Annotated in this window: 9 protein-coding genes and 2 pseudogenes; 7 read left to right on the forward strand and 4 right to left on the reverse strand. The window is 61.9% G+C overall.

Features of this window, described 5'->3' with window-relative positions; genetic code table 11:
- Window positions 1-216: 216 nt before the first annotated feature.
- The 3 genes and pseudogenes from BMYO_RS12080 to BMYO_RS04585 all read left to right on the forward strand — a co-directional run.
- Window positions 217-1809, forward strand: coding sequence for a lactonase family protein (locus BMYO_RS12080; protein ID WP_233428154.1), 1593 nt, complete (start codon window positions 217-219; stop codon window positions 1807-1809).
- 158 nt (window positions 1810-1967) lie between these two features.
- Window positions 1968-2138, forward strand: a pseudogene (locus BMYO_RS11480) (DNA-deoxyinosine glycosylase); the annotation flags it as partial.
- A 324-nt stretch (window positions 2139-2462) separates the two neighbouring features.
- A pseudogene (locus BMYO_RS04585) lies at window positions 2463-2837 on the forward strand (uracil-DNA glycosylase family protein); the annotation flags it as partial.
- A gap of 214 nt (window positions 2838-3051) precedes the next feature.
- Here BMYO_RS04585 and BMYO_RS04590 read toward each other — a convergent pair.
- Window positions 3052-4530, reverse strand: coding sequence for a Na+/H+ antiporter NhaC family protein (locus tag BMYO_RS04590; protein WP_094667346.1), 1479 nt, complete (start codon window positions 4528-4530; stop codon window positions 3052-3054).
- A 453-nt stretch (window positions 4531-4983) separates the two neighbouring features.
- Between BMYO_RS04590 and BMYO_RS04595 the strand changes: the two genes are divergently transcribed.
- Window positions 4984-5961, forward strand: coding sequence for an aldo/keto reductase family protein (locus tag BMYO_RS04595; protein WP_094667347.1), 978 nt, complete (start codon window positions 4984-4986; stop codon window positions 5959-5961).
- A gap of 22 nt (window positions 5962-5983) precedes the next feature.
- Here BMYO_RS04595 and BMYO_RS04600 read toward each other — a convergent pair whose 3' ends face one another.
- Both BMYO_RS04600 and BMYO_RS04605 read right to left on the reverse strand, forming a co-directional pair.
- Entirely contained in the window at window positions 5984-6202 is a 219-nt protein-coding gene (locus BMYO_RS04600) for a hypothetical protein (protein WP_094667348.1), read from the reverse strand.
- Between the two features lie 251 nt (window positions 6203-6453).
- Window positions 6454-8202: a Y-family DNA polymerase gene (locus BMYO_RS04605; protein ID WP_094667349.1), complete on the reverse strand. Its 1749-nt coding sequence runs from the start codon at window positions 8200-8202 to the stop codon at window positions 6454-6456.
- A gap of 301 nt (window positions 8203-8503) precedes the next feature.
- Between BMYO_RS04605 and purF the strand changes: the two genes are divergently transcribed.
- From purF to purD, 3 genes are all read left to right on the forward strand, one after another.
- A complete protein-coding gene (purF, locus tag BMYO_RS04610) occupies window positions 8504-10012 on the forward strand; it encodes an amidophosphoribosyltransferase (protein ID WP_094667350.1) in 1509 nt (502 codons plus the stop codon).
- A 257-nt stretch (window positions 10013-10269) separates the two neighbouring features.
- Window positions 10270-11316 carry a phosphoribosylformylglycinamidine cyclo-ligase gene (purM, locus tag BMYO_RS04615; protein WP_094667351.1) on the forward strand — a complete coding sequence of 349 codons (1047 nt, stop codon included), beginning with the start codon at window positions 10270-10272 and terminating at the stop codon, window positions 11314-11316.
- Window positions 11317-11376: 60 nt separating this feature from the next.
- Entirely contained in the window at window positions 11377-12645 is a 1269-nt protein-coding gene (gene purD, locus BMYO_RS04620) for a phosphoribosylamine--glycine ligase (protein ID WP_094667352.1), read from the forward strand.
- 420 nt (window positions 12646-13065) lie between these two features.
- Here purD and BMYO_RS04625 read toward each other — a convergent pair whose 3' ends face one another.
- Window positions 13066-14592, reverse strand: a complete 1527-nt coding sequence (locus BMYO_RS04625; RefSeq protein WP_094667353.1) for an aldehyde dehydrogenase family protein — start codon at window positions 14590-14592, stop codon at window positions 13066-13068.
- Window positions 14593-14747: the final 155 nt, after the last annotated feature.

Here is a 14747-nt window from a genome sequence, read left to right on the forward strand (position 1 = left end):
GCTCGGAATATCTAGTGGTCTGTCTCACTAATAATTGAGAGCTTCAGCTTCTGCCTCTCCCCCGTCAGCTTCGCTGCAAACCCCTCGTTAGAGGGACAACACCATTCAGACAATTATGAGACGGACCGCTAAGACCGTCCAGGCAAGGTCACCCGTCATTTGCCAAAATGCGTCGAGGGAAGCCACGCGGAGTCGATACAGAGTAGATTGAATGCCATGACTCACGACGTGGATGCATACGATTCGAATATGGTACTGGCCGTCGGTGGCTTCGGCGCACGGCGTGGCTCGTCATGCCCCGGCATCGAGGCAGTGACGCTGCATACGGCAGATGCGACAGCCGACAACGACGGTTTTCCGGTCAACATCTCACTGCACAAGGATGGCGTTCTGGCCAGTGTCCCCTCCCCCACTTGGATTGCGCGTGATGGCGACCTGCTGTATGCGGTGCTGGAGGATACGAACGAGGTCGCGGCATTCCGCATCAATCGAAACTCCGCTGAGACGGCCAATACCGCAATCGAAGATTCCGAGACCGGGCCCTCCGAGACCAGTGAAGTTGCGACCAACAACACCGCACTCAGTAACACCACAGTCAGCAACATCGCGACCGGGGATTCCAGGACCGGGGATGTCGAGACCAGTGAAGTCGCGACCAACAACATCGCAGTCAACACCACCGCAATCAACAACACCGCAGCCGTGCCGACACTGACAGAGCTCTCCCGTGTGCCGGCCTCAGGCGTCAGCCCCACCCATGCGGTGGTGGTGACGGACGATATCGGAGGCAAGCATCTCATCGTGGCGAACTATGCCGACGGCCATGTATGCGTGCATCCTATCGCGGCCGACGGCACGTTGCTCGAAGCCACACAGGTACTTGCTGGCGAGGGACACGGTCCGCTGCCGGCGCAGGAGGGACCACACGCGCACTGGATTCTGCCGTTGCCGGACGGCCGTGTGCTGTCCACCGATCTGGGCGCCGACCGCATCTATGTACATCACTGGCGGTCCGGTGAGCTCGTGCGTGTCGGCATGGTGCAGCTTGCGGCTGGCACCGGCCCGCGTGACCTGCATCTGCTGCCTGTCACGGATAAGGACGCGACAACGTCTGGAGCCGATTGGCGCGTGGCTGTGGTCGGTGAATGGGCGGATACGGTGACGTTGCTCGGCCCGGTGCCCGGCATCTCGAACAAGGCGGATGGTCAGAACGACGACCCGGCGCAATCGATTGATTCCGATGGCATCCGCGTGCTGCAGACCGTCAGTCTCGGCGGAGACGCCCTCGATCAAGCGGCGTCGCTCGCTTTTGTGCCGTGGGCCATCCTCCGCATGGGCATCCGTCAGACAACGGACAACAATGGTTCTTCAGCAGGGGAAGCATACCGAAATCCCGGCAATCGGAACGATGACGGCACCCGCGATGCCGATGCACACGGTACCAGCATCGGGTATAGCATCACGTCGGGTTCACCGATAAGCGAATCTCCAGCGACGATCCCGGTTGATGAGTCGTCGGTAGCCGGCGTCGCCTACGTGGGATTGCGCGGCTCGGAGCGCATCGTGGCCTTGGCGTGGGATGGCGAGCGCCTGTCCCGTCTCGCACCTGAGCACGAGCCAGGCTGGCGCGGACGCGGCATCGACTGCGGCGGAAGCCGGCCGCGGCATATCATGCGGGTCGGGAACGTGTTGCTCGTGGCGAACGAGGTCTCGAACAATCTGACGGTCTTCCAGCTCGGGCCAGATGGTAAACCGGTACGTGTCACCGATTTGGCTTCCGGCTCCCCGACCGTGTTCGTGCGGCTCTGAAATGCCGTCCGGCATCTTCGGCAAGGCGGCGGAGCAGTCCAGCATGGCGTATGGCCATCCAATCGCTCCGGCTGCGCCAACTGCTTCAGCCGCTCCGACCGCTTCAGCTGTTCCGATTGCGAGGATCACGGGAATCGTGAGGATTGCGAGTGAGCATCATGGATAGCCGCGTGGAACACCATGTGGAACATGGATTCGGTCCGGTGTGGGACGCTGAATCGCGGCTGCTGGTTCTGGGTTCCATGCCGAGTCCGAAATCGCGCGAGGAGTCATTCTACTACATGCATCCACGCAACCGGTTCTGGCCGGTGATGGAGGCGATATTCGCTGGTATCCCGGACTCCGACACGATTCGACATGCGGCATCGGATTATCCGCGTCTCGCCGACTTATCGACACAACCGTCTATGAATCCACCGGCGTCAGGTGGCCTGGTCGATGGACCATCAGCAAGTCCGGTGAATGGGACGTCGATTACCCTGCCGATCAACCCGCCGGGCTATTCGTCAACCGACACGTCAATCGACCCTCCAATCAACCCACCTGGCGATATGTCAACCGATACGCCAATCGACACGCAAGCCGGTATATCCCCGAACATGGCTGTCGCGGACATCCGATGGTTGGATATCCAACAGTCAGGCATCGGCCGCGATACGGCGGGCGATACGCCGGAGTCCCGTCGCGCGTTCGCCTTGCGGCACCATGTGGCGTTGTGGGATGTGATCGCCTCCTGTGATATCGTCGGCGCCTCGGACGCCAGCATCCATAACGCCGTGCCGAACGACCTGACGCCGATACTGCGCGGTGCGCCGATCGTCCATGTCTTCACAACCGGCGCAAAGGCTGCGCAGCTCTACCGCAGACTCATCGAGCCGCAACTGGCCGCGGCCGGCATCACGCTGCCGATGACCCCGTTGCCGTCCACCAGCCCAGCCAACGCCGCAATGCGATTGCCCGACCTCGTCGCCGTCTATCGCGCGGCCTTCGAGGATGCACTGATGCACCAATGCACCGATGCGGCATGACACCGTAACGACCGTGTCCATGTCAGGATTCGTTGATCGTATTTCCCGCTCTTCTCTGGCCAAGACGTTGCCGCAAGGCGGATAGCGAAGCTGTTTGCAAGGTAGCTTACGAGCCAACATGCGAACCAGCTGGCCGCGCGCGACGCGTCCATCATTGCAGAACGAGCCAGTCCCTGTGGGAATCGGCCCCCGGGACGGTTGATTCGTCGACGAATTATTGACGCTGGATGCATACGTGCTTTCTTGAAAACGCGTCACCGATGATGCGTGAAATCGGCAGGGTATAGAGGAACACCGCCGCGAACAGGCTGGACGTCGGCGCATTGATGGTGGCCAACGGCACGGCACCGGCAATCGACCATGGCACCAGCGGCGCGATGACCACAGCGGAATCCTCGATGGCGAGCGCCAGCCGGTCGCGATCATCGGCATCCTCGTCGGCTACCTGCACGGCATCGCCGAAGCCGTCGGAAGCCGAGGCTGCATCGGCCTCATTCCGAAGGACGCCCCTCGTGCGGTGCAGTCCTTCGCACAGCTGATGGGTAAGCATGATGGCCAGCGTCTGATTGCAAGCAAGCATGGCCGCGCCCATCGCCGTGATCACCGTGGCCGTAGTGGCCCCGAGACGTCCGGCCATCACCGATATCGCGAGCCGCAGCCGGTCCAGCATATGGGTCTGCGCAAAAATGCCGGAATAGGCTGCAGAAATGCACACGATGGCCATCACCGTGACCATGGAAACCACTCCCCCACCGTTGAGCAACGCGGCAACCCGCGTATCGTCCGAACGGTACCCGAACACCAGCAGGCGCAGTATGCCCGTGAACCCCATGCCCTGCACACCGATGCAGATCGTCGCCGAAACGGCGATGCTGACGAGCATGGTCAACCGCACGTCCACACACAGCAGCGCCATCACGATCACCACGACCGCCGGCATCATGGTGACCCAATGCAATTGGAACGCCGACGAGAACAGGTCGGCTACATTCCCCGGACCAGCCGCATCGCCGCTGCCGTATATCGAACCGGCGACAGGGGAATGACGAGCGGCCCCGGCATCCACCATCATGTCGCCGCCGGCCTGCGCCCACGCGATTACCACATACACCACGCAACTCAACGCGAACGGTATGGCGCCGGTGCGTACCATACGTCCGAGGTTCCCAAACAGATTGGTATGGGTGAGCTGGGCAACCAGCAACGCGCTGGTGGATACTGGCGAGCAACGATCGCCGACATAAATGCCGGCCAGAATCGCCCCGCCAAGCGTCACCGGGCTCGCACCCATGGATAGGCCAAGCGACATGCAGATTGTCCCCATAGTAGCCACGCTGGCAAACGACGAACCAGTCAGCACGGACATACCCGCGCACAGCAGAAAGCTCAGTGGAATCACCGTAATCGGATGGATGATGGAGGTCGCATGGGTCACGATATACGCAATCGTGCCGCTCGCACGCCACAGGGAGGTCAACAGACCGATAAGCATGAAGGTGACCAGCACGGTCGACGCCGAGCGCATACTACCGGCGGCGTGCATGGCCATGCTATGCAATGGAACCCGTCGCACCAGACCGTAGCCGGTGAATAACAGCACACCGACGAGCAGCGCCGGGATGATGGACCATCCGAATCCCACGCTGACGAACAACACCGCGCAGAACATCAGCATCGTCAACACCTCCGCCATATGCGGGCCTCCTTTCATCGGTTACGAGTCTATGGACAACGGTTCAACGACCGTTGTAACAACCGGTATAGCCGGGCTCTGTCAAACCAGTACCAACATGCCCCTTCTTTGTTCTTTGCGATTCCCCTGAAAATCCCGCCGAAAATCCGAGGGATTCTGTCTAGGGATTCTTCCGCGGACCGGTCAGCCAAGTCGATTGAGAGTCGACACGCATCCATACGCCAATGCCGATTCGACAAGCCGGTCTCAGAGGACACGCGGGACGAGCTACACGCATAGAGGCGTCATATCTCATCAGCGACCAGACCGTGCCGGACTGGTACGAATGAGCGACACGCGTAGGGACGTCATGCCGGTTTGCGTTCAAGTGCGGTTGAACTGCTTCAATGGGATTGTTAGCGTTCACGACCGGCCATGGCGGTCCGGCGACATGACCATTGCCAAGGAGCACATATGAAGTATCGCAGCGTAGGCAAGTCCGGGCTGAAGATCAGCGAAATCGCACTGGGCAGCTGGGTCACCGACCTCAAGGGCACGGCGGCCGAGGAGGTCGCCCACGAAACCGTGAAGCTCGCCTTCGATTCCGGCGTGAATTTCTTCGACTGCGCCGACGCCTATTCGGGCGGCGCGGCTGAGCGGTTCCTTGGCGAGGTGCTCAAGGAGTACCCGCGCAAGGAGCTCGTGATTTCCAGCAAGGTCTACTTCCCCACCGGTGACGGCGTCAACGATCGCGGTCTTTCCCGCAAGCACATCTTCGAGAGCATCGACCAGACGCTGAAGAACATGCAGGTCGACTACCTCGACATGTATTTCTGTCACCGTTTCGACGAGACGACCGATTTGACCGAGACCCTGCGTGCGATGAGCGATCTGGTCGCCCAAGGCAAGGTGCTCTACTACGGCGTCTCCGAGGAGTGGGGCTCCGCGCGCCTTGAGGAGGCACAGCGCATCATCGACCGCTACAATCTCTACCCGATCACCGTGGTCCAGCCGCAGTACAACCTTCAGGACCGCTACATCGAGCATGAGATCATGGGCACCTGCCGCAAGCTGGGCATCGGCATCACCACGTTCTCCCCGCTCGCGCAGGGCCTGCTGACCGGCAAGTACCGCAAGGGACAGCCCTTGCCGGCCGGGTCGCGCGCCACCTGGCAGGCCGACCACCAAATCAACGATCTGCTCACCGACGAGAACCTCGACAAGGTCGAACGCCTGCGCGTCGTGGCCGACGAGCTCGGCACGAACCTGCCGGTGCTCTCGATGGCGTGGATCCTGCAGCACCCGGAGATCAGCTGCGTGATCGCCGGCGCTTCGAAGCCGAGCCAGCTGGAGAACAACCTCAAGGCCTCCGGCTTCGTGATTCCGGAAGACGCAATGGCTGAAATCGATAAGATCACCGGCTTCCACCGCTTCGAACGTCACGTAGGCTGATCAGACCAAGTCGAATCGATGATCATGCGCCGAAATCGTCATCACCTTGGGCTTCGGCCCGCGCGATGGCGGTTTCGGCGTTTTTCGCCGTCTGCTCGATGACCTGTTCGTAGCCGGTCAAGGCCGCGAACGGCATGAACTGAGCGGCACGGTTGTGCCGGGACATCCGGGGATGCCTGCGCGAGACATGATGCGGCAAATCGATGATGTCGTCGTAGCGATGCGTTTCCGTTAACGCCATGTTCCTCCTTTCCCTCGGCATTTCCAATGGCTCTGTTCAACCGGCTTTGACATACCGGGTGAGCCGTGGATTGATTTCCCAAGGAATCGACCCACTCAGAACCCCAATTGGGCAGCGCATGTCAATTCTGGTTTAACAGAGCTTTTCCGATTCCCTCCATCGCGGCCGGCAGGAAATTACCTTGGGAACCATCCCAGGAAATCACCCTGAGAACCATTCCGGAAACCACCATGCGTCTTTCCATGCGACCGTCATGCGCGATGGCCTCCGATCTGCATGTTGCGTTCGATGCCGGTGGCCCCCTCTTCCATATCCATGGCCTTGACCACAGCGTTGCGCCCGAACCGTTGCTTGATATCCAGCAGCGTGCGTTCGATATGCTCTTCGTGGTCAGCCGCGCCGCCGATGCGTCTGCCCGCCAGACCACCATCACCACCTCCGGGCGACGTTCCGGTCGTTGCCCCGGACGTCGCCCCGCGTACGGTCTTCGCCGTTCCGCCCTCCATATCCGGCACTTCCGAATCGGCAACCGCGGCGTCCCCGGAAGGCATCGGAACGCTTCCGCCTCCCCCATCCGACTCCAATCCGTCGAACAGATCGAGCTGCTCGTATCGCTTGCCAGCAGCCAACTCTTCGGGTGTAGCCAGATCATCAGCAATCACGGTCAGGCGTCTGACCATGAGCAACGGGTCCGCGATGCGCTCGAACAACATGGTCATGGCCATGCGAATCCGATCGGATGACGCGGTGAAATCACCCAAACCAATCGATCCAACGGCCGGTTTGGGCACGGTACGGCCATAATGGTCTCGCACGACCGGCCCTTGATAGTCCCGCGCCGCCCGCTCAGCGAGCCGGCGCAGCCCCAGACTTTCACAATCATCCAGCTTCGCGGGATCAAGGCTAGCGATGTCATATCCCACGGCGAGAGTGAGCCGATTCGTACGGACCCCTTTACCTACCAGATCAAGAGCAAGCGCATCCGCCATCTCCTTGGTAATGAGACGGGCAGTACGCCAATCCGCGGGCCCGGTGAGCACCTGCCCGATACTGGTACTGTGTGCGTCCGGCTCATATGACTTGATGTCCGCGATGGTGCATGGCTCCCAACCCCACGCATGGTCGATAAGCAGTTCGGCGTTGACCCCGAACATGCGGTACAGCAGATCCTCGTTGTAGTAGTCGGACGCCCGGCCCATCGAGCATCGGGCGATATCCCCCATGGTCAGCAGACCGGCATGTTCCAGCTTGCGGGCATAGCCTCGCCCCACACGCCAGAAGTCGGTCAGCGGCCGATGATCCCACAACAGCCTGCGGTATGACATCTCATCCAGCTCGGCCACACGCACGCCATCCCGGTCGGCGGGCATGTGCTTGGCCACGACGTCCATAGCGATCTTGGCCAGATACAGATTGGTGCCGATGCCCGCAGTGGCCGTGATGCCGGTGTTCTCGAGGATGTCCTTCACCACCGCCCGGGCCATCTCGTGCGGGGTCATGCCCAACGCCATGAGATACGGCGTGGCATCGATGAACACCTCGTCGATCGAGTAGACATGGATGTGTTCAGGGGCGGCATACTTCAGGTAGATGCCGTATATCCGGCCGCTGACCTTCAGATAATGCGCCATGCGCGGCCGTGCGATCACCATCGACGCCTTGAGCGCCGGCGAACGCGCCAGATCCCTCGCATCGCACGATTCGCCGACGAAACGACCACCGGGAAGCTTCGCCGCGCGCTCGGCATTGACCGTGCCCAACCGCTGCTTCGCCTCAAACAGCCGGGCCCGGCCGGGGATGCCGTAGGCCTTGAGCGAGGGGGAAACGGCCAGACAGATGGTCTTGTCCGTGCGCGTCTCGTCCGCGACCACCAGATGCGTGGTCAACGGGTCGAGCCCGCGGTCATGGCACTCCACCGAGGCATAGAAGGACTTGAGGTCGATGGCGATATACGCACGCCGGCGTCCGCCGTCCGCCTTCGTCCCATATTCCGTATCCATGACCGTGCCCTCCTTTCCCATTAATCGATTCGCATGGCCTTCCGTCCAGTCTTTCGCCCGGAGCACCACCATTCAGGTCGGCGGCGTCCGCCATCACCCGCCATCACCTGTCACCGGTTGCTGACGTCCGCCAGCCCACGAACCTCGCTCGCCCCGCCCGCAAGAGCATCGCGATGTTCTGTGTTCCAATACCATACCACAAAAGTTCGAACATTTGTTCGACACGCCGAGAAGTGGGATGTAGCCGCCGATTGGTAGGGTTAACAGGTAGTGAATCCCATGGTTGAAAAGGAGCTTTGGCTTGTCGGCTGAACTCGAAGACATTCACGAGGAATGTGGCATTTTCGGCGTTTGGGGCCATCCCGACGCCTCCCGACTCACGTATTTCGGTCTGCATGCCCTGCAGCACCGTGGCCAAGAGGGAGCCGGCATCGTCTCCAACGATCACGGCCACCTCATCGGACACCGCGGCCTGGGCCTGCTGACCCAGGTGTTCGGCGACGAACGGGAAATCGAACGACTCCGGGGAGACCGCGCCATCGGCCATGTGCGATACGCCACCGCCGGCTCCGGCACCACGGACAACATCCAGCCCTTCATTTTCCGCTTCCACGACGGCGACGTGGCCCTGTGCCACAACGGCAACCTGACCAATTGCCCGTCACTGCGCCGCAAGCTGGAGGACGAAGGCGCGATTTTCCACTCCAACTCGGACACCGAAGTGCTCATGCACCTCATCCGCCGTTCGCTGCAGCGCACCTTCATGGACAAGCTCAAAGAGGCGTTGAACACCGTTCACGGCGGATTCGCCTACCTGCTCATGACCGAGGACGCCATGATCGGCGCACTCGACCCGAACGGCTTCCGCCCGCTCTCCCTCGGCAAGATGAAGAACGGCGCCTACGTGCTGGCCTCCGAGACCTGCGCGCTGGACGTGGTGGGCGCCGAGCTCGTGCGCAACATCCGTCCGGGCGAGATCGTGGTGGTGAACGACCACGGATACAAGATCATCCAGTACACGAACAACACCCAACTGGCCATCTGCTCGATGGAGTACATCTACTTCGCCCGGCCTGATTCCGACATCTACGGCATCAACGTGCACTCCGCCCGCAAGCGCATGGGAGCACGGCTCGCCGCGGAATCCCCGGTGGATGCGGACATGGTCATCGGCGTGCCGAACTCCTCCCTGTCGGCCGCATCCGGCTATGCGGAGGCCGCGGGTCTACCCAACGAGATGGGTCTGATCAAGAACCAGTACGTGGCCCGCACCTTCATCCAGCCCACGCAGGAACTGCGCGAGCAGGGCGTCAGGATGAAGCTGTCCGCCGTGCGCGGCGTGGTCAAAGGCAAGCGCGTAATCGTCATCGATGATTCGATCGTGCGCGGCACCACCTCCAAGCGCATCGTGCAGCTGCTGAAGGAGGCCGGTGCGGCCGAGGTGCATATGCGCATCAGCTCCCCGCCGCTCAAGTACCCCTGCTTCTACGGCATCGACATCTCCACCACCCAGGAGCTCATCGCGGCGAAGATGAGCGTGGAGGAGATCCGCGACTACATCGGCGCCGATTCGCTGGCCTACCTGTCTCTGGACGGCCTCATCGAATCCATCGGACTGAACGCAGACGCGCCGTACGGAGGCCTATGCGTGGCCTACTTCAACGGCGACTACCCCACCGCACTGGACGACTACGAGGCCGACTTCCTCAAGTCGCTCACGCCGGAGGACCGTGTGCGCCTCCCCGAGTTCGCGCTGTACAAGAGCAAGTACATCGGCAACGAATACAACACCGTGCAGCCTGTCCAGTAAACGACCACAACCGTCGCGGCATCGCGCGATTCCATATGGCACCACGCGATGTCACGACGGACTCTCCTCGGCCGGTTCGGCAGCGACCACCGAACGCCCGATGCCATCGGGCCGCCGGGCACGTCCACGAACGACGCCCGGAGTGACGGCACGAACAGGCCAGTGACACATCAACGAACCATCGAATACCCGACGACCATCATGGACGGCCTTTCCCACGACGAAAGGCCACATCATCAACACAGAAAGGCCATCACATGCCCAAAGCATACGAAAACGCCGGCGTAAGCGTCGAAGCCGGATACGAAGTCGTCAACCGCATCAAGGCGCACGTCGCGCGCACCGCCCGCCCGGGCGCCGGCGGCATCGGCGGTTTCGGCGGCCTGTTCGACCTTGCCTCCCTCGGCTACAAGGAGCCGGTGCTTGTCTCCGGCACCGACGGCGTGGGCACCAAGCTCATGGTCGCCAAGATGATGAACAAGCACGACACCATCGGCCAGGACTGCGTGGCCATGTGCGTCAACGACATCCTCGCGCAGGGCGCCGAACCGCTCTTCTTCCTTGATTACATCGCCTGCGGCAAGAATGATCCGGCGCTGCTCGAGCAGGTCGTCAAGGGCGTTGCCGACGGTTGCGTCCAGGCCGGCGCGGCGCTGGTGGGCGGCGAGACCGCCGAAATGCCCGACATGTACGACGCGGACGAATACGATCTGGCCGGCTTCACCGTGGGCGTGGTCGAGAAGTCCAAGATCATCGATGGCACCAAGATCGCCGAAGGCGACGTGCTCATCGGCCTGCCGTCCTCCGGTATTCACTCCAACGGCTACTCGCTGGTGCGCAAGATCCTGTTCAAGGACCACAACCTCACCGTCGACTCCAAGCCCGAGGAACTGGGCGGCGAGACGCTGGGCGAGGAGATTCTCAAGCCCACCCGCATCTACGCGAAGCCCCTGAAGCCCCTGTTCGCCGGCGACGACCTGCTGCACGGCGTGGCGCACATCACCGGCGGCGCGTTCGTGGAGAAGGTGCCGCGCATCATCCCTGAGGGATTGGCCGCCGCCTTCGACATCACCAGCTGGGACGTGCCGCCAATCTTCCGTCTGCTGCAGCAGCTCGGCGAGGTGGATGAGCTGGAGATGTACAACATCTTCAACATGGGCATCGGTCTGGTGCTTGTCGTCGCGCCGGACAAGGTCGCCGAGGTCGAGCGCATCCTCGACGCCGAGAATGAGGAACACCACACGATCGGCAAGATCGTCAAGGACGTGGACGGCACCCGCGTGCAGCTGCACAAGGGTCTGTGAGACGGCCGCGACGGCAGACGAAGAAACCCCAAGCGAACGAACGGAACAGGAAGGAACAACATGGGACAGAAGGTTCTGGTCATTGGTTCCGGCGCACGCGAGCACACCATCGCCTACACCCTGCTCAAGGGTGCCAGCGTGGATGAAGTGACCGTGGCACCGGGCAATCCGGGCATGCTTAAGGACGGCATCCACATCACGGCGCTGAACGAGTCGAATCATGCGGCACTCATCGATTTCGCCAAGGACAACCAGTATGACTGGGTGTTCATCGGCCCGGAGGTCCCGCTGATCGAGGGTCTGGTGGACGATTTCGCCGCCGCCGGCATCAAGGCGTTCGGCCCCACCAAGGCCGCGGCCCAGATCGAGGGGTCCAAGGACTTCGCCAAGCAGCTCATGGCACGTCATGGCATTCCGACCGCACAATACCGCACTTTCGGCGATCTCGAGCAGGCTCAGGAGTATGTGCACGAGCACGGCGCCCCGATCGTCATCAAGGCGGACGGTCTGGCCGCCGGCAAGGGCGTGACCGTCGCGATGGATGAGCACACCGCCCAACGTGCACTGGAGGACATCTTCATCGATCATCGCTTCGGTACCGCCGGAGCCAAGGTGGTCATCGAGGACTTCCTCGAGGGCCAGGAGTTCTCCCTGATGAGCTTTGTGGACGGCACCCGCTTCTGGCCGATGCCGATTTCGCAGGACCACAAGCGCGCCCACGATGGCGACGAAGGCCCGAACACCGGCGGTATGGGCGCCTACAGCCCGGTGCCGCAGATTCCGCAGTCCGTAATCGACGAAGCCATCGAGAAGATCGTGCGTCCCACCGTCGAAGGCATGGCCGAGGAGGGCACGCCGTTCACCGGCATCCTGTACGCCGGACTGATCGCCACTGCAGACGGCCCGAAGGTCATCGAGTTCAACGCTCGTTTCGGCGACCCGGAGACCGAAGTGGTGCTGCCAAAGCTCACCTCCGATTTCGGTGCCGGCATCAGCGACATCCTCAACGGCGGCACTCCGGAGTTCACATGGGATGAAAACAACGCCACGCTTGGCGTGGTGCTTGCCTCCAACGGATACCCGGAGCATGTGATCAAGGGCGCCCGTGTGCCTGAAATCAACGTGGACGAGGATTCGCATGTCTACTACGCCGGCGTGGTGTCCGACGGCAAGGGCGGTCTGGTGGCCAACTCCGGCCGCGTCCTGCTCGTCGAGACCTCCGCGCCGGACATCAAGTCCGCGCAGGACAAGGTGTACGCGATCATCGACCAGTTGCCGTTGCGCGGACTGTTCTACCGTCACGACATCGGCTTCAAGGCGCTGCAGTAGTGCTAGCATGCTGCGTCATTAATTCGTTGATTAATTCTCACCACCCCTCAGACCCGCTTCGCGGGGGTAGTCCTGCAATTACGGGCGCGCTTCGCGCGTGTTCTGCTGGCTCGCTTGTCGGCTCGCACATTGCCTACAAACAGCTCCGTTGTTTGCTTCACGGCAACGTCCTAACAGGGGGAGCCAGGATATATTCGACGAATTAATGACGCGGCATACTAGGACATATGCCCTTCGGGCTGTGACAAACGAACATCAATAAGGGTGGCTCCTCTTCAGAGAAGGGGAGCCACCGTCGTATGTGGTTGTTGCGTATGTGGTCGTTGCATCTGTCGGTGTTGCGTCTATCAGGCGCCGCATGGTGGGGACATGACAAACGCAACAGGCACTCAATCAGACATGCAGCAGGCAAACACGCAGTCAGCTCAGCTTGGCAATAAGCTCGATGAGCTGTCGCTTGGCCTCATCGAAAGGCGGGTACACCAAGCCAAGCGTATCCGGGAATGACGGCTTGGCAACCACGGTCTTGAGGTGGCTGAATGTATCGAATCCCGCCTTGCCGTGGTAAGTGCCCATACCGGAAGCGCCAACGCCACCGAACGGCAGTCTACTGGATAGCAGGTGGCCCAACGGTAGATCGAATCCCAAGGCACCGGAGCTGGTGCGCCGCTCGAAGGCGAGACGCGTCCCACGGTCGCGTGAGAACACGTACGCGGCAAGCGGCTTCGGCCGTCCGTTGATGAATGCAATGGCCTCATCAGCGTCCTTGACCACCAGAATCGGCAGGATGGGACCGAAAATTTCCTCTTGCATCACCGGCGCGTCCGGCGATGTGCCGTACAGCACAGTGGGCGCGATATACCGGGCCTTGCGGTCCACTGTGCCGCCGCACACCACCCGGCCGGCGCTCACAGCAGCCGTCGTATCGTCGCCTGCGGCCCCGGCGCCGATGCGACGTCCGACCATCTCCACGGCCGCCCCTACCGCGGATGCGGCCTTGATCAGCGGCGAACTCGGTTCCGCAGACGGTACGGTTCCCGCGGGCAACAAGCCAATCAAACGCTCCATATGGCGATCGTTGACGATGCGTCCGTAATCGACGGAAGTCTGCGGATGCTCGCCGAAGAACTCCGTGACCGCCACGGCCATGCGCTTGGCGAGCCGCTCCGCCACGTCCGGGGTCGCCAGCACGTAATCCGGGGCCACGCACGTCTGCCCGGCGTTGGTGAACTTGCCCCAAGCGATGCGTCGCGCGGCCACATTGAGATCAGCCGTGCCATCCACGAAGCATGGCGACTTGCCGCCAAGTTCCAGCGTCACCGGCGTCAGATGTTCGGCGGCGGCCTTCATGACGATCTTGCCGACCCGTTCGCCGCCCGTGTAGAAAATGTGGTCGAACGGCGCCTTCAACAAGTCGCCCGTCTCCTTGGGCCCGCCCTCGACCACACATACGGCCTCACGGTCGAGATACTGCGGCACCAATTCGCTCAGCAGACGTGCGGTATTGGGCGCCAGTTCGGACGGCTTGAGGCACACGGCATTGCCGGCGGTCAATGCGTCCGCCACGGGCGCCAACGCCAGCAGCACCGGATAGTTCCACGGGGAGATGACCAGCACCACGCCTTTGGGCTCGGCAATGGTCCATCCGGCGGCGGGCTGCAATGCCCACGGCATCGGCTTGGGATGGCGGGCGGCCCAGACGCTGAGCCGATTGCGTACGAACCGGGCCTCGTCGGCCACAAGATTGAGCTCCATCAGCACGGTCTCACCGGCCGGTTTGCCCAGATCAGCAGCCACCGCCGCCACGAAATCCTCGCGGTTGTCCATCACCAGACGGCGCAGCGCGTCAAGCTGAGCGCGTCGCCAAGACAATGGCCGGGTGCGCCCGGAGGCGTAGGCAGCCGTCAATCGGGTGAATGCCATATTGGATGTCGTACTGCTGGCCATCGCCGCCTCATCTCCTTGCACCGCATGCTTGCTTCAAGCGCTCACCCTCAGTCGCTCGCCTCGGACTCCCGTCCTCTCGCCTTGGAACGATGCGCTTCCGCCATAGTATCGGAATCCGCCGGTCCGGGAACCGCCCGAAGGCGGATGCCTCACCG

The sequence above is a fragment of the Bifidobacterium myosotis genome, from assembly GCF_002259745.1.
In the GTDB taxonomy this organism is placed as follows: domain Bacteria; phylum Actinomycetota; class Actinomycetes; order Actinomycetales; family Bifidobacteriaceae; genus Bifidobacterium; species Bifidobacterium myosotis.

Excerpts from the sequence above, each read along its gene's own strand:
- BMYO_RS04595 (WP_094667347.1), top strand. The coding sequence starts at position 4,984 with ATGAAGTATCGCAGCGTAGGCAAGTCCGGGCTGAAGATCAGCGAAATC.
- BMYO_RS04625 (WP_094667353.1), bottom strand. The coding sequence starts at position 14,592 with ATGGCCAGCAGTACGACATCCAATATGGCATTCACCCGATTGACGGCT.
- BMYO_RS04605 (WP_094667349.1), bottom strand. The coding sequence starts at position 8,202 with ATGGATACGGAATATGGGACGAAGGCGGACGGCGGACGCCGGCGTGCG.
- BMYO_RS04590 (WP_094667346.1), bottom strand. The coding sequence starts at position 4,530 with ATGGCGGAGGTGTTGACGATGCTGATGTTCTGCGCGGTGTTGTTCGTC.
- BMYO_RS04600 (WP_094667348.1), bottom strand. The coding sequence starts at position 6,202 with ATGGCGTTAACGGAAACGCATCGCTACGACGACATCATCGATTTGCCG.
- purD (WP_094667352.1), top strand. The coding sequence starts at position 11,377 with ATGGGACAGAAGGTTCTGGTCATTGGTTCCGGCGCACGCGAGCACACC.
- purM (WP_094667351.1), top strand. The coding sequence starts at position 10,270 with ATGCCCAAAGCATACGAAAACGCCGGCGTAAGCGTCGAAGCCGGATAC.
- BMYO_RS12080 (WP_233428154.1), top strand. The coding sequence starts at position 217 with ATGACTCACGACGTGGATGCATACGATTCGAATATGGTACTGGCCGTC.